The sequence below is a fragment of the Novosphingobium sp. SG919 genome (assembly GCF_012932495.1).
GTDB classification, from domain to species: domain Bacteria; phylum Pseudomonadota; class Alphaproteobacteria; order Sphingomonadales; family Sphingomonadaceae; genus Novosphingobium; species Novosphingobium rhizosphaerae.
In genome coordinates this window covers 134,648-153,297 of record NZ_JABCNG010000002.1, presented here as the reverse complement: position 1 = coordinate 153,297, position 18,650 = coordinate 134,648, and the positions used below count along the sequence as shown (strand labels likewise).

Below are 18,650 nucleotides of genomic sequence, written 5' to 3'. Positions count from 1 at the left end.
CGTATTGCGTGGCACTATAGGACTTGTTCTATTTTTCCGCCGTCCTGCGTGACGCGCACCCTCAAAAAATAATGGAGGATGCAGATGAAATCCAAGATCCACTATCTTGTGCTGGGTTCCGCCACCTTGCTGCTTGCAGCGTGCGGCGGCGGGAGCAGTTCCGACAAATCCGCGGCAGAACAGGCGCCTGCCGCCAGCGAAACGACCACGGCGGCGGCTGCCGCAATGACCCCTGCTGCGGCAACCAGCACCGCCGCGCCGACCGCGGATTCGACCGATACGCTGGACGGGACCACGCTGGCATCGCTGACGGGCGATGCGGTCCATGGCAAGGCGATCTTCACCCAATGCCAGGCCTGCCATTCGGCCGAACCGGGCAAGAACATGATCGGCCCGTCGCTGGCGGGCGTGGTGGGCCGCAAGGCCGGGCAGATCGCCGGGTTTGCCTATTCCAATGCCAACAAGAACAGCGGCATCACCTGGACCGCCGAAAAGCTGTTCCAGTATCTGGAAAAGCCGCAGCGCGTGGTGCCCGGCACCAAGATGACGTTCGCCGGCCTGCCCAAGGCGCAGGACCGCGCCGACGTGATCGCCTATCTCAAGAACCCGACCTGACGCACCGCTTGCCGGAAGGCCACGAAAAAGGGGGCCGCGACCAATATGGTTCGCGGCCCCCTTTTTTGGCTGTTGTTCAGGCCGCGGCGGAGCGCCGGGCCAGCTCGCACTGCGACCAGATGTCGCTCAATGCCTCGATCAGGCGTTCGATGTCGGCATCGCTGTGCACCGGCGAGGGCGTGATGCGCAAGCGTTCGGTGCCGCGCGGCACGGTGGGATAATTGATCGGCTGCACATAGATGCCGTGGTTGTCCATCAGCCAGTCGCTGATCCGCTTGCACTTCTTGGCATCGCCCACCATCACCGGAATGATGTGGCTGGGATTGGGCAGGTGCGGAATGCCCATGGCATCGAGCCGGCGGCGCACATTGGCAACGCGTTCCTTGTGGCGTGCGCGCTCGATCTGGCTGGTCTTGAGATGGCGGATGCTGGCGGTGGCGCCGGCGGCCAGCGCCGGCGGCAGGGCGGTGGTGAAGATGAAGCCGCTGGAAAAGGTGCGCACGAAATCGCACAGCGCGGCCGAGGCGGCGATATAGCCCCCCATGACACCAAAGGCCTTGCCCAGCGTGCCTTCGATCACCGTGATGCGGTCCATCAGCCCTTCGCGTTCGGCCACGCCGCCGCCGCGCGGGCCATAAAGGCCCACCGCGTGCACTTCGTCGATATACGTCATCGCGCCGTGCGCGTCGCACACATCAAGGATATCGGCGATCGGCGCGATATCGCCATCCATCGAATAGACGCTTTCGAACGCCACCAGCTTGGGCACGTCGGGCCCGTATTGCGCCAGCAGTTGATCGAGGTGCGCGGCATCGTTGTGGCGCCAGATGTGGCACTTGGCGCGGGAGTGGCGGATCCCCTCGATCATCGAGGCGTGGTTGAGCGCATCGGAAAAGACCACGCAGCCGGGAATTTTCGCGGCCAGCGTGCCCAGGCCCGCCCAGTTGGAGACATAGCCGCTGGTGAACAGCAGCGCGGCTTCCTTGCCGTGCAGCTCTGCCAGTTCGCGTTCCAGCATGACGTGGTGATGGTTGGTGCCGGAAATGTTGCGCGTGCCGCCCGCGCCCGCGCCGCATTCATCCAGCACGGTGTGCATCGCATCGAGCACGGCCGCATGCTGCCCCATGCCCAGGTAATCGTTGGAGCACCATACCGTGATCGGGTGGGTCTGCTCGTCGACATAGCGGGTGGCATGGGGGAATTGGCCACAGTGGCGCTCGATCTCGGTAAAGATGCGATAGCGGCCTTCCTCGCGGACCGACTCCAGTTCCCCCATGAAGTAGGTTTCGAAATCCATCGTGATCGGTCCTCTCGTGCTTGTCTTGCTTGTTCAATTGGCGGGATGGCGGCGGGTTGCCGGCGTTCGGACCGGCAGGGCCCAGCCCCACAAGGCCCCATCCCGCAACGGCAGGGCCAGGAAGAGGTGTTCGAGCGCGCCCAGCGCGGCGAGCGCGAAGAGCAGGCTGGCGCCGGCGGCATCGGCACTGCCGGCCGGGGCGGCAAGGGCAATGGTGGCCAGCCATGCCGCAAGAGCAAGGCACGCGGCGATCGCGGCATAGAGTTCGGGGCCCAGCCGCGGTTTGCCGAAATAGCTTTTCAGGTAAGCCAGATGCTGGGGCAGGATATCCGCGCTCATGTTGGGAACGCCAAGGAAAATCGCGATCTTGGTGCTCAATCGCATGGCTAGCAGCAGGGCAAAGGCCATGGCGCCAACCTGGTTGGGTGCGCCCTGGCTCATCCAGATCAACCCGGCGGCGCTGAGTGCCAGGGCCACTTCGTGCCAGGCGACCACCGCCACGGCATGGGTGAAGCGCTGCCACCCCCGCGCGCCGGGCGGGCAGGCTTCGCGCCGCGGGCCGGTGATCACGCCGGTGAGGAAGCTGATTTCGTGCCAGGCCCAGACCAGGATTGCGCCGGCAAGCGAGGCATAGACACCCCATAACGTGGCCGAATGCATCGTGGCGGCGATGATCGCGATGCCACCGACCGCCGCCACGCCGGCCAGGGCCAGGCTGCGCGCGAACGTGTGGCGCGCACGGTTGTCCAGCCAGGCCACCAGCCCGGTGGCCAGGAACCAGACCAGGACCGTGGCCAGCACCGGCAGGACGTGGCCGGTAAAACTGATCGCGCCCAGGCTTACCATGCCGGTTGCAGCCGCACCGTGGCGGGCAGGGCATTGCGGCGCGGGCGCAGCAGGTACATGCGGGCAAAGTTGGCCCCGGCACCCAGGGCCCCGGTGGCGCGCAGCCAAGCCCCGGCCAGCCCGCCCCGCGCCTTGCCCGCGGCAAGGCGGTTGCTGGCCACCAGCAGGCGCGCCATGGCGCGGCGGAAGCGGGGATCGTCGGTGTCCAGCTCTACCGGGAAGACCTGGCGGGCGATCTGCGAGCAGATCGTGAACACGCGATAATCGTAATCGGTGGGATCAAGGCCCAGGGCCTGGTGGAATGCCGGCCGGGCGTGATCGCGCACGTACATCGTGGCATAGACGGCGAGCAGGAAGAAGCGCACCCACAGCGTGTTGGCCCCGCGCAGCAGCGCAGGATCGGCGCGCAGCAGCAGGGCGAACGCCTCGCCATGGCGGAACTCGTCGTTGCACCAGTTTTCGAACCACGCGAAGATCGGGTGAAAGCGCAATTCCGGCCGCGCGGCGAGCTGGCGATAGATCGTGATATAGCGGGCATAGCCGATCTTTTCAGACAGGTAGACCGAATAGAAAATGAACTTCGGCTTGAAATAGTGGTATTTCTTGGCCTTGGTCAGGAAGCTCAAGTCGATGCCGATGCCTTCGTCCTTCAAGGCTTCGTTGATGAAGCCGGCGTGGCGGCTTTCATCGCGGGCCAGCAGCTTGAACAGCATCTTCATGTCGGGGTTGGTCGTGCGCCGCGCCATTTCGGCATAGAGGATGCAGCCGGAAAATTCCGAGGTGAGCGAGCTGACCAGGAAATCGATGAACTCGGCGCGCAAGGCCGGTTCGAGCGCGGCGATGATGCCGGCAAAATCCTGCTCGCGCTTGAAGTGGCGCTTGTTGGGGTCGCTGGCCATCTCGGCAATCAGGGCGTCCCATTCCTGGCGCACGGGGGATACGTCGATCGCGTCCAGCGCCTTGAAATCGGTGGTGTAGAAACGCGGGCTCAGCACGGTTTCGTGGCTGACCATCGCGTGCACGTCGGCTGTGGCGGCCGGGGCAGGCTGAACAGGGGTGTGCGCGTTCATCTCAGGCTCCCAGGGGTAAAGCTCACTTCGTAAAGCTCGGTCAGGCCAAGGTAGGCCACCAGCCGTGTCCACGCGCGGCGCACCGGGCCGGCGCGCTCCACGGTTGCCATACGCTCGAACACGGCATTTTCGCCAAACGACACGCGAACCGGATCGCCGTGGACACAGACCCGGTCGCCCGGCGCCATGGCCAGGTTGCCCGCCAGTTCGACATGGGCGTGAAAATGCGCGGCGCTTTGTTCAACCGCGATACGGCAGGGCACGGTCAGGGCGCGAGGGCGGATCATGCCGCGCTGCCTTTCAGAAAGCGGGCAAAGGCGGCGCGGTTGGTCGCCCCGAAAGAGCCCAGCTCGATCGCGCGGCCGGTGGCGGGGTCGCGCAGCGTGAGCGCGCCATTGGCCCATTGCGTCAATTCGAACGGGCGGGCCGGGCCAACGCCGTTCATCCGCCGCTCGCGCGCCATGCCGCGCATCACCCCGCGCACGAAGCCGCCGCCATCGTTTTCGCCCACCAGCACGGCCAGCGCCTGGTCGCTATCGGTATCGCGCACCACCACCGCGCCATCGGCGCGATCGGCAAAAGTAAGGTGGCGCACTTCAACCGCGCCAACCCCGGCCTTGGCCCGTTCCACCGCCGGCACCGCCTCGCGATCGAGCACGCCCACGCGCACCAGGGTGGTCAGCGCCAGCGTGATCGCCACCAGTGCGCCGGCCAGCACCAGGGCCGGGCGGGGAACGGTGTTTTCATGGGAATGGGCGTGGCTCATGCGGCGGCTCCATGCAGGGCGGGGCCGGGGGCGGCGTCGGGCGTGGGCGCCGGGGCACGGACCACGCCGGCCGGGGCGGCGGCCGCGCAGGCCTGCGCCAGGGCCTGGGCCAGGCGCGGCGCATCGACCAGCGCGCGCAGCATCGGCTGCGGGCACGAGAGGTGCCACGGGCGGGCGTGCGGCCAGAGCATGGCATAGCCCAGGCGGTGCGGCCCCTTGAGCGCGAGGGCGATATCGCCCGCCATGCCGCCATGGCTGCGCAGATCGGCGGCGGCGATCTGCGCCAAGGGCAGGTTCACGCACTTGCCCAGCGCCACGCCGATGCGCAGGACCAGCCGCTTGTTGGTGAGGGTGTAGACCGTGGTGCGCGCCACCGCCCAGGCAAAGAGCGTGAGCAACCCTTGCAGGATCACCCCGGCCCCGGCAATTGCGGCTGCGCCAACGGCATTGCCGCTGGCCAGCGCGGCGACGACCAGCACCGCGAAATAGAGCGCCAGCCACCGCGCGTGGAGCGCGCTGCGCCGGAATGCAGGCCAATCGGGCGAGGCTTGCCACACGATCCATTCGCCTGGAGGCAGGGTGCCCGGCAGCCCGCGCACCGGTTCGAAATCATATTCGATCACAGCAGTGGCTCCAGCCGATCGGCATTGGCATAGAGATAGCCGGTGCCGAAGTAAGCGACGATGCGCTCTTCCTCGTAGCGGGTGATCTCGCCGGGATTTTCGGGGAAAGGCGCATTGGCAAAGTCTGCGGCGTTGATCGCGCTGATGATGACGCCTTCGCGGCGCACCACCGCCATGGCCATCGGCGCCAGCACGGTGCGCCCGCCTCCTTCCACATGCCCGGTATCGACCGCCAGATAGCGGATCACGTGCTCCGCGCGATCGACCCACAAGTCAGCCACGGTACCGGCGCGGGCGCCATCGGCGCCATAGACGGGCAGCCCGCGCGGATCGGTGCTGGCGCTGGCCACGCTGATCTGCGGCACGGCGCCGATCGGCACGATCCGTGGCAGGCCATGGGCATCGCGATCGGCAAAGCGCGCACGATTGGCATAGGCGCCCGGCCCGACGCCGGCGGCAAAGACATCGCCGATCGGCGAATAGGGCGCCCCGCCAAAGTTTTCGCGCCGCTCTGCCCGGATATCCACCGGTTCGCGATTGTCGCTGGCGGGCAGCGGCACGACCACGGTGCCCATGCCGAAGGGCAAGACGAAAGTCTTGACGCTGGCGGTAGAGAGCGGCCCACCATTGCTGTCGACCCGGCCGGTCAGCGCATCTTCCAGCGGATAGCCCTCGCGCCGGTCTTCGCGTCGCAACCAGAACACCAGGGCGATGAAGAAGAGCACGAATGCGATCAGCGCCAGCTGCGCGGCATCCACAGTGCCGACGATATAGCCTTGTCTCATGGGCGTTATCCTTCTCGTCCGGTCATGTCGGGAACTCGGTAAGGCCGAAGCGGTGTGCCCCGGCGGCGGAAAGCGATGCCGGCGATCCCGACAGCCGCCCGACGAGCGGCCCCATCAGCACCAGCGTGGCCAGCAGCAGGCAGATCTCGATGGCGTAGATCACGCCATAACCGGTGGCATGGTGCGCCAGGGTAAGGCCCAGGCCATCGGCCACGGCGAAGGTGGACACGAGATCGCGCGCGATCCCGCCAAAGGCGATGGCCAGGCCGGCCGCCGTGGTTTGCACCGCGCCCCATGCGCCCAGTGCCAGGCCTGCGGTATCGCTGCCGGCCTGGCCCATGGCGGCGGTGAGCGTACCGACGGAGAACAGACCCGCCCCCGCGCCGATCGCCAGCGCGCCCAGTCCCAGCGTGACCGGGCTTTCCAGCGGGGCGGCAAAGATCACCAGCAGGAAGGCGGCAATGCCCAGCACCACGCCATAGCCGGCCAGGCGCAAGGCATCGGTGCCATGGCCCAGCCACCGCGCGGAAAAGCCAAAGCCGGCCAGCGCGCCCAGCGCCCAGGCGCCGGAAAGGCTGGTGGTGGCCCCCACGGAAAGGTGAAGCACTTCGCCGCCATAGGGTTCGAGCAGCGGATCCTGCATGGCAAAGGCAGCCGCACCCAGGCCCACCGTGGCGAGCAAGCGCATGGTCAGCGGATCGGCGGCAAACCGGCGCCAGACCTGCGCAAAGGGCGGGCGCGGCGTTTGCGCGGAGGCGATCGCGGCGCTGCGCGCCTCCTGCTTCCACAGGGCGACAACGTTGAGCACGAACGTCAGCACGGCGCAGGCCTGGATCACCTGCACCAGCCGCGTGGGGGTAAAATGGTTGAGCAGCCCGCCCAGGATGGTGGAGCAGACCATCATGCCCGCCAACAGCGAGAGATAGAGCAAGGCCACCGCGCGGGCGCGCCGATCGTCGGGCAGGAGATCGCCCACCAGGGCAAGGCCGGCGGTTTGCGTGGTGTGCATGCCCGTGCCGGCCAGCAGGAAGGCCAGCGCGCTGGCGCCAAGCCCCACGGCAAACAGGTGCGGATCGCGCATCAGCAACAGTGCAAAGGGCATGATCGCCAGGCCGCCGAACTGCATCAGCGTGCCGAACCAGATGAACGGCACGCGGCGCCAGCCCAGCACCGAGCGGTGCACATCGGACCGATGCCCGATCAGAGCGCGAAACGGTGCGACAAGCAGCGGAATGGCGATCATCAGCGAGACCAGCCAGGCCGGAATGCCCAGTTCCACGATGAGCACGCGGTTGAGCGTGCCGTTGAGCAGCACTGTCATCATCCCCACGCTGACCTGGAACAGCGACAGGCGCAGCAGGCGCGAAAGGGGAATGTCGACACTGGCCGCGTCGGCAAACGGCAGCCAGGTCATCGCCACCCGGCTCCATCGGCTGGCCAGGGGGCTGAACCGAGGCGCGCGCACGGCCATCAGCGGCGCACCAGTTCCAGAGCCTGGGAAATGTAGAACCCGCTGGAAATGCGGCCCGTTCGGCCCACCTGCCAGGCATCGAGCGCATCGAGCCGGGCGCGCAGCGCAGCGGGCGGAATTGGCTGGATCGCGGGCGAGCGGTTGGCGCGCGGGAAGGTCTGGCCCACTGCATGCATCGCCCCCAAAAGGCGGGTGTGCGGGGCAAACGTGAAGAGCAGCGAGCGGGTGCAGCGCGCGGCCAGCCGCTCCACCGCCCAGACCATGTCATCGAGCGGATAATGGATCAGCGAGTCCATCGCCACGACATGGTCGAAGGGAGCGCCGGGCGGATCGAGCATATCCCCCACGTGCCAATCGATGCGGCCATGGCCGAGGAAGCCGGGCGCGCGCTGGCGCGCGATGTCCACCAGCCCGCCCGCGACATCCACCGCCGTCACCGCCGCGCCGCGCCAGGCGGCCTCGACACTCAGGCTGCCGGTGCCGCAGCCGGCATCGAGCACGGTGCAGCGCCGCAGGTCTTGCGGCAGCCAGCCGAGCAATTGCGCGCGCATGGCATCGCGCCCGGCGCGCACCGTGGCGCGGATGCCGCTGACCTTGGCGTTGGAGGTCAGGTCGATCCAGGCCTTGCGGGCGCTGCCGTCGAAATACTGCGCAAGGCGTTCGCGTTGCAGCTCGTAAGGGGAAAGCGGGTGCGTGCTCATCATTCGAACCCCAGGAAATCGAAGATATCGCGGTCTTTCATCGGTGCCGCTGCGATTGGATCGACGCCGTCCCACAGCATCTGCGCCAGGCGCAGGTATTCCTGCTGCGCGGCCAGGACTTCGGGCGACGGCTCCATTTCGAACAGCGTGCATTTCTTGAGCCGGCTGCGCCGGATCGCATCGAGATCACGGAAATGGGCGAGGCGGCGCATGCCGATGGCCTGGCTGAAGCGGTCGATCTCGTCCGTGGCGGCAGAGCGGTTGGCGATGACACCGGCGAGGCGCACGTTGTAGTTCTTCGCCTTGGCGCCGATCGCCGCGACGATGCGGTTCATGGCAAAGATCGAATCGAAATCGTTGGCCGCCACCACCAGCGCGCGTTCGGCATGCTGGAGCGGCGCGGCAAAGCCGCCGCAGACCACATCGCCCAAGACGTCGAAAATCACCACGTCGGTATCGTCGAGCAGGTGGTGTTGCTTGAGCAGCTTGACGGTCTGCCCTACGACATAGCCACCGCAGCCGGTGCCCGCCGGGGGGCCGCCGGCCTCCACGCACATGACGCCGTTATAGCCTTCGAACATATAGTCTTCGGGGCGCAGTTCCTCGGCATGGAATTCCACCTGTTCGAGCACGTCGATCACCGTGGGCATCAGCTTCTTGGTGAGGGTGAAGGTGGAATCGTGCTTGGGATCGCAACCGATCTGGAGCACGCGGTGCCCCAGCTTGGAAAAGGCGGCGGAGAGATTGGACGACGTCGTCGATTTGCCGATCCCGCCCTTGCCATAGATGGCAAAGACCTTGGCCGTGCCGATGCGGTCCTGCGGGTCGAGGCGCACTTGTACCGAGCCTTCGCCATCGGCGCCCCGAGCCATCGGGGTAGCAAAGCGCGTGGGGGTGTCGATCAGGGTCATGCCGGTTTCCTCATTGCGCCGCGAACACGCCTTCGAGGCGGTCCTCCAGCTCGTCGCTGGCCACGCGCAGGGCCTCCAGCGTCTGTTCGTCGGGTTCCCACAGATGCCGGTCGCAGGCTTCGAGCAGGCGATTGGCGACGCGGGCGGAACTGTCGGGGTTGAGCTGCGAAAGCCGCGCGCGCATCTGCGGATCGAGCACGAAAGTTTCGCTGATGCGCTGATAGATCCAGGGCGCGACCTGCCCGGTGGTGGCGGACCAGCCGACCGTGTTGGTCACATGTTGTTCGATATGGCGCACGCCTTCGAAGCCGTGCCTCAGCATGCCTTCGAACCACTTGGGATTGAGCGTGCGGGTGCGGGTTTCCAGGTCGATCTGTTCGGCCAGGGTGCGCACTTTGGCCGCCCCTTGCGTGGCATCGACGATATAGACCGGCGCCTCGCTGCCCTTGGCGCGCGCCACCGAGCGGCTGACCCCGCCCAGCCCGTCGACATACTGATCGAGATCGGTAATGCCGACTTCGACGCTCTCCAGGTTCTGATAGACGAAATCGACATCGCGCAGCGCGCTTTGCAGCAGATCCCGCCGCTGCGTGGGCGGGCCAGCCACGCCATAGGCATAGCCCTTGTGCGTTTCGAACGCGTCGGCGAGGTCTTCGGGCGTGGTCCACACGCCGCCGTCGATCAACTGGTTGACGTTGGCGCCATAGGCCCCTTCGGCATTGGAAAACACGCGTAGCGCCGCCGTTTCCAGGTCGCAGCCGTGCTGCGCCTGGTGGGCGAGGCTGTGCTTGCGCACGAAATTGTGAGTCAGCGGCTCGTCGGCGCTGGCCGCCAGCAAGGCGGCCTCGGCCAGCATCCGCGTCTGCATCGGCAGCAGGTCGCGGAAGATGCCCGAGAGCGTGACGACCACGTCCACGCGCGGGCGGCCCAGCTCTGCCAGTGGCACGAGCTGCGCGCCGACCACGCGCCCATAGCTGTCGATGCGCGGGCGCGCGCCGATCAGGCTCAGCGCCTGGGCGATCTGCAGCCCTTCGCTTTTCATGTTGTCGGTGCCCCACAGCACCATGGCCAGGCTTTCGGGGAAGGGCTGGCCGCTGGCGATGTGGCGGGCGATGATCTGTTCGGCCTGCTCGGCGCCCTGGATGCAGGCAAACCGGCTGGGCATGGCAAAGGGATCGAAGCCATGGATGTTGCGGCCGGTGGGCAGCACGGCCGGGTTGGCCAGCACGTCTCCGCCCGGTGCCGGCTTGATATAGCCACCATCGAGCGCGTGGATCATCGCACCGATCTCGTCGCAGGCGGCAAGGCTGGCTTCCAGCGTGGCGCGCTCGGCCGCAGGATCGGCTTCCAGCATGGCACCAACCAGGTCTTGGGCTGCGGCGCCGTGGGGCGACTGGCCCAGCACATGCAGCCCCTCGGGGATCAGCGTGCGTTCCAGTTCATAGAGCGCCGTGGCAAGATCGGCGATGTCCTTGCATTCCAGATCGAGCGCAGTGCACTGGTCCTGGATCAGGGTTTCGAGCGCGTCGCGCTCTGCCCCGGCGGCCGACCAGCGCCAGCGCTCGACGCTGGCTTTCAATTCGACAAACCCGCGATAGAGCCCGGCGCGGGCCAGGGCCGGGGTGAGATAGCTGACCAGCGTGGCGCAAGAGCGCCGCTTGGCCAGGATGCCTTCCGACGGATTGTTGGACGCGTAGAGATAGAAATTGGGCAGATCGCCGATCAGCCGTTCGGGCCAGCATGCTCCGCTCAGACCCGCCTGCTTGCCGGGCATGAATTCCAGCGCGCCGTGGGTGCCGAAATGGAGCACGGCATCGGCGCGAAAATCGTGGCGGAGATAGCTATAGAACGCGGCGAAGGCATGCGTCGGGGCAAAGCCGCCTTCGAACAGCAGCCGCATCGGATCGCCTTCATAGCCAAAGCCGGGTTGCACGCCCACGAAGACCTTGCCGAAATGCGCGCCCAGCACGTGGATATGCGATCCATCCGATTGCAACTTGCCCGGTGCCGGGCCCCATTGCGCCTCGATCTGCGCCAGGTGCGCCTCGCGCCGCACGTGCTCGTCGGCACTGATCCGCGCGGCGACATTGGCATCGGCGCCAAAGCGCGCCGCATTGCCGTGGACGATGGCGGCCTGCAGCGCGGCGACGCTTTCGGGCACGGCCACGTCATAGCCTTCCTCGCCCAGGCGGCGCAGCAGGGCGTGGAGCGATTCGAACACCGCGAGATGCGCGGCCGTGCCGGTGGCGCCGGAATTGGGCGGGAAGTTGAAGATGGTGATCGCCAGGCGCCGCTCGGCCCGGGCGGCGCGGCGCAAGGCGATCAGCTTGCGCACTTTGGCGGCCAGCGCGGCGGCGCGTTCCGCGTCTCCGCACATCGCCTGCACATGCGCGGCACCAGGCCGGTCGGCACCGGCCGGGGCGGCACTGCGCCCGCCGAACACGCTGGGGCAGATCGCACCATCGAGTTCGGGCAAGGCCACCATCATCGTCGCTTCGAGCGGCACCAGCCCGGTGCGCCGCTCGCGCCATTCCTCGATCGTCTGGAATTCCAGCGCGTGGGCCGCAACATAGGGCACATCGAACCGCGCGAGGGTTTCGACGGCGGCCGCGGCATCGTTGTAGGCTGGGCCACCGACCAGCGAAAAACCGGTGCAATTGACAATGGCATCGACCGCCACGGCACCATCGCGCAGGAAAAAGCGCTCCATCGCCGCGCGCGCATCCAGGCCGCAGAAGAACGCTGGAATGACGCGCAGGCCGGCCTGCTCCATCGCCGCGATCAGCCCGTCGTAATGGCCGGTATCGTTGCCGAGCAGGTAGGAACGCAGCAGCAGCAGCCCGACGGTGCCATTGGGTTTGCCCTTTGCCGGCGGCAGCAGGCTTGCGCTTTCCGACATCCTTTGCGTGGTGCGCGGGTGATAGACGCCCAGTTCGGGATAGTCGCGCGGCGGTGCGGCCGCCAAAGTGCCGCGGCGCGCGGCCCGGGGGCCGGCGGCATAGCGATCGATCAGGTTGCGCACCATGGCGACCACGTTCTCGTCCGAACCGGCCAGCCAGTATTGCAGCGTCAGGAAATAGGCGCGCACGTCTTGCGCGGTGCCGGGAATGAAGCGCAGGATCTTGGGCAGGCGGCGGAGCATGCGCATCTGGCCGGCACCCGAATTGGCACTGGCGCCGGCCTTCGGCTTGGTCGATCCGCGCAGCCGCTTGAGCAGCGCCAGCGGCCCCTTGGCCGGGGCATCCATGCGATAGGCGCCCATGCGTGTCAGCCGCGTCACGTCCCCGGCCGACATCATGCAGACCATCGCGTCGCAGGCTTCGCGCCGCGCTTCCAGCGTGGGCTGGATCGCGCGGATGTGATCGTCGAGGAACAGCATCGTGGCGATGACGATGTCCGCCTTGGCCACGGCGGCCTTGGCGCGGTCGAGCGCGCCGGCCTCGCGATCCCAATCGGCCGCGGCGTGGAGCGTCAACGTGATGTTGCCGGCTGCGAGCTGCACGGCGGCGCGTTCCACCGCGCCCTTGAGGTGGTTGTCGAGCGTCACGATGGCGACGCGGACCGCCGCACCGGCGCGCAGGGGCGAGGCGGGGCTAGCGGGCATAGTGGGCCTTGGCGTCATAGAGGGTCGCCAGGTCGATCTGCGTGCGGCCGTGGAGCGCGGCGTAGCGTTCGGTGTTGGCGCGGGCCTTGTTGCGCACGAAGAACGGGATCTTGCGCAGTTCGCGCTCGGCCTCGCCGGTCCAGCCGGGCGCGGCTGCCGGTTCAGCGGGCGCGGGTACCTGGGGCGGGGCGGGGAGGAGGGCGGGGGGGAGGTGCGAGGGGCCGGCCACATCGGAAAATTCGAAATCATCGCGGAACATGGTGAGCAGATGCTCTTCCAGCCCCATCACCAGGGGATGGACCCAGGTATCGAAAATCACGTTGGCGCCTTCGAAGCCCATCTGCGGGCTGTGGCGCGCGGGAAAATCCTGCACGTGGACCGGCGCGGAAATGACCGCGCAGGCAAGGCCCAGGCGCTTGGCGATGTGGCGTTCCATCTGGGTGCCGAGCACGAGTTCGGGCGCGCTGGTTCGGATCGCGGCTTCGACGGCCAGGTGATCGTCGGTGATCAGTGGATCAAGACCATGGCGCGCTGCGGCGGCGCGCATCTCGCGCGCGAATTCGCGGTTGTAGCAACCCAGCCCGCAGACGGTGAAACCCAGTTCCTCGCTGGCGATGCGCGCGGCCGCGATGGCATGGGTGGCATCGCCGAAAATGAACACGCGTTTGCCGGTCAGATAGGTCGAGTCGACCGAGCGGCTCCACCAAGGCAGGCGTGCGCCTGGTGCGGCGAGGGCCGGGGCCGGATCGACCCCGGCGAGCGCGGCGACCGCCTGGATGAAATCGTTGGTGGCGCCAATGCCGATCGGCACCACGTCGATAGTGGACTGGCCGAACGTGCGGCCCAGCCAGCGCGCCGCCTCGGCCCCGATTTCGGGATAGAGCACCACGTTGAAATCGGCGCGGCCCAGGTCGCGCAAGTCTGCCGGCGTGGCGCCCAGCGGAGCGACGCAATTGACGCCGATGCCCAGGCTGTCGAGCAGCTTGACCACTTCGACCACATCGTCGCGATGGCGAAAGCCCAAGGCGCAGGGGCCGAGCAGGTTGGCCAGCGGGCGGCGGCCTTCCCTTGGCCCGGCGCGTACGGCCGGATCGGCGAGTGCGCGCACCATGCGATAGAAGGTTTCGGCCGCGCCCCAGTTTTCCTTGCGCTGGTAGCTGGGCAGTTCGAGTGGAATGACCGGGCAGGACAGGTCGAGCGCCTGCGCCAGCCCGGCCGGATCGTCCTGGATCAGTTCGGCGGTGCACGATGCGCCGACCAGCAGCGCCTGGGGCGCGAAGCGCGCGGCCGCTTGGCGGATCGCGTCCTGCAACAGGGCGGCGGTGTCCTTGCCCAGGTCACGCGCCTGGAACGTGGTGTAAGTGACGGGCGGGCGCCGGTCGCGCCGCTCGATCATGGTGAACAGCAGGTCGGCATAAGTATCGCCCTGCGGCGCGTGCAGCACGAAGTGCACGCCTTCCATCGCCGTGGCCACCCGCATGGCCCCCACGTGGGGCGGGCCTTCATAGGTCCAGACGGCGAGTTGCATGGCGCTATACCCTCAAGATGTCGCGCCGCCGCAGCGGCCGGGCAAAAAGGTCGGCGAGGTCGCCGGCCTGCTCGAAGCCATGGATGGGCGAGAACACCAGCTCGATCGCCCACTTGGTGGCAAAGCCTTCCGCTTCCAGCGGATTGGCCAGGCCCAGGCCGCACACGGTGAGATCGGGCCGGTCGGCGCGCACGCGATCGAGCTGCCGCTCCAGGTGCTGGCCTTCGCTGATCCGCGTGGCCGGGGGCAGCAGTGGCAATTCGCGCGCCAGCAGATCGCGGTGGAGATAAGGCGTGCCCACTTCCACCGGCACCATGCCCAGTTCGCTGGACAGGAACCGCGCCAGCGGCACTTCCAGCTGCGAATCCGGCAGGAACGTGATGCGCTTGCCGCGCAGCCGATCGTGGCTATGGGCCATGGCGCGCTTGGCGCGCTCCCGCCCCGGCGCGACCACGCGGTTGACGTGCATGGGGCTGATGCCAAATGCATCGGCTGCCGCGCGCAGCCAGTCGGTGGTGCCTTCGGCCCCGAACGGAAACAGCGCGTCGAGCCGCTGCGCCCCGCGATCCTGCAAGGCGCGCATGGTTTCACCCAGGAACGGCTGGGCCAGCAGGACGCGCGTGGCCGGCCCCGCCGGCGGCAGGTCTGCCAGCCGCCGCGCCGGCAGCCAGCCCACGGCGGGAATGCCCAGTTCGGCAAACAGTCGCTGAAACTGGTCTTCCACGATATCGGGCAGGGTGCCCACCACCAGCAGTTGCGGCGCGGCGGCGTTTTCGTGTGCGGGCATGTGCGGCACCAGGGCGGCAAGGCACGCGTCTTCGCCTTCGGTAAAGGTCGTTTCGATGCCGCTGCCCGAATAATGCAGCACGCGCGGGCCGCCCCCGGCACGCCCGGCCAGGTGCCGGTCGAGCCGCTGGGCCGCCATGCCCAGGTCCAGCTTGATCACTTCCGACGGGCACGAGCCGACCAGGAACAGCGTGCGGATTTCCGGCCGCCGTTCCAGCAGTTGCAAGGCGATGCGATCAAGCTCGTCCTGGCAATCGGCAATGCCGGCCAGGTCGCGCTCCTCGATGATCGCCGTGGCAAAGCGCGGTTCGGCAAAGATCATCACGCCGGCTGCCGATTGCAGCAGATGCGCGCAAGTGCGCGAGCCAACCACCAGGAAGAACGCGTCCTGCATCTTGCGATGCAGCCAGACGATGCCGGTCAACCCGCAGAACACCTCGCGCTGGCCGCGTTCGCGCAGCACCGCCGGGGCTGGCGGGGCAAGGTCTGCCTGGCCGATCATGCGGCCACCGCCGCCGACTGGCCTTGCGCTTCAAGCCGCGCGGCGCGCAGCTTGAACAGGAACTGCCCGGCGTTGACGAGATAGGCGGCATAGCCGGCAAGGGCCACCTCCATGCGCTGGTCGAACGTGCCGCTGCCGCTCAACAGCATCGCCAGATAGGCGGTGTGCAGCGCGATCACGAGCATCGAGAACACGTCTTCCCAGAAGAACGCGGGCGCAAACAGCCAGCGCCCGAAGACGACCTTCTCCCAGATCGAGCCGGTGATCATGATGGCGTAGAGGGTGAGCGTCTTGGCCACGACCGAAATGTCGGCGGCGGCCGTGCCGGTGTGCGTGACCAGGCTGTGCAGCACCAGCACCAGGCTGGCGAGGAAGACTGCGAACTGGAACGGCGCGAGCAGGCCCTGCACCAGTGTCCAGCGAGTCGCGTCGCGGCGGCGGCGCTGTTCTGCGGTGTAGAGCATGCGCCCGCGCTGGCGGCCCTGACCGTTCGCACCCGTGGTGCCGGAACTGATCGCATCCCCTCTCATGTGCAGACGCTCGCCTTTGTTGTTGGGCGGAGATTACGCCTCCCTTCCGGCAAGTGTCAATCTAGGTTGACGACAAATAAAAATGACACTTTGCTATTTGTCAGATGGTGGAAAAGGGCGTAGGCTGATGGTCCCGAACAGCAGCGACTTGTCGATGCAGCCGTCCGGGCAAGGCGCGATCTGCGCCAAACCGGACCGGAGGGGTCTGCCATGGCAACTGTTTTTGGTGCAGGCGCGGCAAAACGCGCCGGTCGCGGAGAAAACGCTCCTCGAACCAAGGATGGAATGGGAACTGCACCGGGCCGTCCAGGCGCGGCCCGACGCGAATGCACGCTGGCGTTTCCGCCCGCCGCGGTCGATGCGCTGATCAGTGAACAGATCATTCCGCGGCTGTTGATGGCGCAGGCTCACAGCGTGCCACCGCGCGACGTGACGCCGGGAAATCTGACCGTCGACCCGGCCGAAGCCCAGCGTTTCGCATCGCTGCCCTTGCAACTGGAAGCCGACGAACTGCTGGTGGTGGTCGAAGGCATCCTGGCGCGCGGGGTTAGCGTGGAATCCGTATTCGTCGATCTGCTGGCCACCTCGGCCCGGCGCCTGGGGCAGCACTGGGAAGACGACGATTGCGATTTCGTCGATGTGACAATGGGTTTGTGGCGGCTTCAGGAAGTGATGCGCGAGGTGACCATGCGCTTTCCGCCGCCGCGCTCTGCCCTGGCGCGCCAGCGCGCCGCGCTGTTCGCGCCGGTGCCGGGTGACGTGCACAGTTTTGGCGCGCTGATGGTGGAGGAAGTCTTTGCCCGCGCCGGGTGGCAGACCGAGGTTCTGATCGAACCCGAACGCAAGGAATTGCTCCAGCATATTTCCGCGCACAGCGTGAATCTGGTTGGCTTGACCATCAGTTGTGATTGTCCTAACGCCAAGCTAGCGAGCCTGATTTCCGCCATGCGCAGTGTATCGAGATCGCCCGATCTGAAGATTTTCATTGGTGGAAAGATGGTCAACGCCAATCCCGCACTCGTTGACGAGGTCGGCGCCGATGGCAGCGCCCCTGACGCTTGCGGTGCGCTTGCTCTTGCAGAACGACTGGTGCCGATGCCGGCGTTTCCCGCCGCCTTCGACGTTTAGATGTCCAACCGCAGAAACAGCCTGGAAGGCAAATCGCCTTTCGCGACGGCCACCCGGCATTTTGCCGGCCTGGATGGCGATGTTGCGGCCAAGCTGGCGATGGTGGCTGGAGACATCGCCCTGATCCTCGATGCGGCCGGCCGTATTGTGGACGTTGCGGCCGACCCGCGCGCATTTCCCGAAGCGGCCGCCTGGGTGGGACGCGAATGGCTGGACACGGTCACGATCGAGAGCCGGCCCAAGATCATGGAAATGCTGGCCGGGATGCGCAAAGGCGTGACCCAGCACTGGCGGCAGGTCAACCTGGTGGCCAGCGACGGCGATATCGCGGTGCGCTTTGTCACCGTGGCACTCGGCGCGGCGGGGGGCAGCGGCACGGGTAACGGCAGCGGCAACGGTGGTGGCTGCATCGCCATTGGCCGTGACATGCGCGACGAGGCCAAGTTGCAGCAGCGCCTGCTCCAGGCGCAGCAATCGCTGGAACGCGATTACATCCGCCTGCGCCAGCTGGAAGCACGCTATCGCCTGCTGTTCGAGCAGACCGCCGAGCCGGTGCTGATCATCGATGCCGATACATTCCGCATTCGCGAGGCAAATCTGGCCGCGCACCAGCTGTTCCACAGCCGCCCCGGCACCTTGCCGGGCGGCAAGCTGACCGCGCTGTTTGCCCACGCCGCGCGTGACCAGGTCATCGCGTTCCTGGGTTCGGCCATGGTTTCCCACGGGTTGCAGCCGCTTGACGCCGCCCTGGCCCACAGCGTTGACAAAGTGCAGCTGTCCGCCAGCGGGTTTCGCGAGCGGGGTGGCCAATTCCTGCTGGTGCGGCTTGCGAGCGCGCCCGGTACGGTGCGTGCAGATGCCAGCGTGACCGCGCGGGTGATCGAGTCGATGCCCGATGCCTTCGTGCTGACCGACGAGGCAATGATCATTCGCGAGGCCAATGCCGCCTTTGTCGAACTGGTGGCGGCAGCCAGCGCCGAGCAACTGCGCGGGCAGCCGCTTGGCGACCACGTCGGGCGCCCCGGCATCGATCTCGATCTCATCGATGGCCAACTGGCCAAGCACGAGAGTGCCCGCAACGTGATGACCGTGGTGGGCGCACGCGATGGCTTTGAAGGTGAGCCGGTGGAGCTTTCCGCCGTGCGCATCGGCAGCGAGCAGGTCTTTTATGGCTTTGTCATCCGCCCGATCGGGCGCCGCTTGCGCGACCTGCCGCCGACCAGCGACTCGCCGCGCTCGGTCGAGCAATTGACCGAACTGGTGGGCCGCATGTCGCTGCGCGACATCGTGCGCGAAAGCACGGATCTGATCGAGCGCCTGTGTATCGAGGCGGCGCTGGAATATACCTCCAACAATCGCGCATCGGCTGCCGAGATCCTCGGGCTGAGCCGCCAGAGCCTCTATTCCAAGCTGCATCGCTATGGTCTGGGCAACATGGCTGACGCCGAAGATTGACACAAAATCTGTCAATTTAATTTGACGCATGG

General features: G+C 67.0%; 18 protein-coding genes. 4 read left to right on the top strand and 14 right to left on the bottom strand.

What is annotated here, in order from left to right:
* The first annotated feature begins 84 nt into the window (after nucleotides 1-84).
* Nucleotides 85-615, top strand: coding sequence for a cytochrome c family protein (locus tag FHT19_RS10830; RefSeq protein ID WP_169475135.1), 531 nt, complete (start codon nucleotides 85-87; stop codon nucleotides 613-615).
* Between the two features lie 76 nt (nucleotides 616-691).
* Here FHT19_RS10830 and hemA read toward each other — a convergent pair whose 3' ends face one another.
* The 14 genes from hemA to bchF are packed head-to-tail and all read right to left on the bottom strand — an operon-like array spanning nucleotide 692 to nucleotide 15,969.
* A complete protein-coding gene (hemA, locus tag FHT19_RS10825) occupies nucleotides 692-1,912 on the bottom strand; it encodes a 5-aminolevulinate synthase (protein WP_169475134.1) in 1,221 nt (406 codons plus the stop codon).
* A 33-nt stretch (nucleotides 1,913-1,945) separates the two neighbouring features.
* Nucleotides 1,946-2,758, bottom strand: a complete 813-nt coding sequence (gene puhE / locus FHT19_RS10820) for a putative photosynthetic complex assembly protein PuhE (RefSeq protein WP_169475133.1) — start codon at nucleotides 2,756-2,758, stop codon at nucleotides 1,946-1,948.
* The gene (gene acsF / locus FHT19_RS10815; RefSeq protein WP_168557246.1) at nucleotides 2,752-3,828 is read right to left on the bottom strand and encodes a magnesium-protoporphyrin IX monomethyl ester (oxidative) cyclase; all 1,077 of its coding nucleotides are present in this window, start codon (nucleotides 3,826-3,828) and stop codon (nucleotides 2,752-2,754) included. Before acsF ends, puhE begins: the two co-directional genes overlap by 7 nt.
* Nucleotides 3,825-4,115: a hypothetical protein gene (locus FHT19_RS10810; protein WP_168557245.1), complete on the bottom strand. Its 291-nt coding sequence runs from the start codon at nucleotides 4,113-4,115 to the stop codon at nucleotides 3,825-3,827. The genes acsF and FHT19_RS10810 overlap by 4 nt, the downstream gene beginning before the upstream one ends.
* Entirely contained in the window at nucleotides 4,112-4,594 is a 483-nt protein-coding gene (puhC, locus tag FHT19_RS10805; protein ID WP_169475132.1) for a photosynthetic complex assembly protein PuhC, read from the bottom strand. Before puhC ends, FHT19_RS10810 begins: the two co-directional genes overlap by 4 nt.
* Nucleotides 4,591-5,217 (bottom strand): photosynthetic complex putative assembly protein PuhB, encoded by a 627-nt coding sequence (puhB, locus tag FHT19_RS10800; protein ID WP_169475131.1) that lies wholly within the window; start codon nucleotides 5,215-5,217, stop codon nucleotides 4,591-4,593. The genes puhC and puhB overlap by 4 nt, the downstream gene beginning before the upstream one ends.
* Nucleotides 5,214-6,002 carry a photosynthetic reaction center subunit H gene (gene puhA, locus FHT19_RS10795; protein ID WP_169475130.1) on the bottom strand — a complete coding sequence of 263 codons (789 nt, stop codon included), beginning with the start codon at nucleotides 6,000-6,002 and terminating at the stop codon, nucleotides 5,214-5,216. The genes puhB and puhA overlap by 4 nt, the downstream gene beginning before the upstream one ends.
* Nucleotides 6,003-6,024: 22 nt before the next feature.
* Nucleotides 6,025-7,416 (bottom strand): BCD family MFS transporter, encoded by a 1,392-nt coding sequence (locus FHT19_RS10790; protein WP_248290450.1) that lies wholly within the window; start codon nucleotides 7,414-7,416, stop codon nucleotides 6,025-6,027.
* A gap of 56 nt (nucleotides 7,417-7,472) precedes the next feature.
* A complete protein-coding gene (bchM, locus tag FHT19_RS10785) occupies nucleotides 7,473-8,177 on the bottom strand; it encodes a magnesium protoporphyrin IX methyltransferase (RefSeq protein WP_348981777.1) in 705 nt (234 codons plus the stop codon).
* Nucleotides 8,174-9,085, bottom strand: coding sequence for a ferredoxin:protochlorophyllide reductase (ATP-dependent) iron-sulfur ATP-binding protein (gene bchL / locus FHT19_RS10780; RefSeq protein WP_210425739.1), 912 nt, complete (start codon nucleotides 9,083-9,085; stop codon nucleotides 8,174-8,176). The genes bchM and bchL overlap by 4 nt, the downstream gene beginning before the upstream one ends.
* Before the next feature lie 10 nt (nucleotides 9,086-9,095).
* On the bottom strand, nucleotides 9,096-12,689 hold the full coding sequence (locus FHT19_RS10775; protein WP_169475128.1) for a cobaltochelatase subunit CobN: 3,594 nt from the start codon (nucleotides 12,687-12,689) through the stop codon (nucleotides 9,096-9,098).
* On the bottom strand, nucleotides 12,679-14,217 hold the full coding sequence (gene bchB / locus FHT19_RS10770) for a ferredoxin:protochlorophyllide reductase (ATP-dependent) subunit B (protein WP_169475127.1): 1,539 nt from the start codon (nucleotides 14,215-14,217) through the stop codon (nucleotides 12,679-12,681). The genes FHT19_RS10775 and bchB overlap by 11 nt, the downstream gene beginning before the upstream one ends.
* A 4-nt stretch (nucleotides 14,218-14,221) precedes the next feature.
* Nucleotides 14,222-15,505, bottom strand: coding sequence for a ferredoxin:protochlorophyllide reductase (ATP-dependent) subunit N (locus FHT19_RS10765; RefSeq protein ID WP_169475126.1), 1,284 nt, complete (start codon nucleotides 15,503-15,505; stop codon nucleotides 14,222-14,224).
* On the bottom strand, nucleotides 15,502-15,969 hold the full coding sequence (gene bchF, locus FHT19_RS10760; protein ID WP_248290449.1) for a 2-vinyl bacteriochlorophyllide hydratase: 468 nt from the start codon (nucleotides 15,967-15,969) through the stop codon (nucleotides 15,502-15,504). The genes FHT19_RS10765 and bchF overlap by 4 nt, the downstream gene beginning before the upstream one ends.
* A gap of 193 nt (nucleotides 15,970-16,162) precedes the next feature.
* Between bchF and FHT19_RS10755 the strand changes: the two genes are divergently transcribed.
* Genes FHT19_RS10755 through ppsR form a run of 3 tightly spaced genes read left to right on the top strand, consistent with a single transcriptional unit; the run spans nucleotide 16,163 to nucleotide 18,618 of the window.
* Nucleotides 16,163-16,402 carry a hypothetical protein gene (locus tag FHT19_RS10755; protein ID WP_169475124.1) on the top strand — a complete coding sequence of 80 codons (240 nt, stop codon included), beginning with the start codon at nucleotides 16,163-16,165 and terminating at the stop codon, nucleotides 16,400-16,402.
* 29 nt (nucleotides 16,403-16,431) lie between these two features.
* Complete coding sequence (locus FHT19_RS10750; protein WP_169475123.1) at nucleotides 16,432-17,163, top strand: cobalamin B12-binding domain-containing protein; 732 nt, start codon at nucleotides 16,432-16,434, stop codon at nucleotides 17,161-17,163.
* Complete coding sequence (gene ppsR, locus FHT19_RS10745) at nucleotides 17,164-18,618, top strand: transcriptional regulator PpsR (protein ID WP_168557235.1); 1,455 nt, start codon at nucleotides 17,164-17,166, stop codon at nucleotides 18,616-18,618.
* The last annotated feature ends 32 nt before the right edge of the window (nucleotides 18,619-18,650 follow it).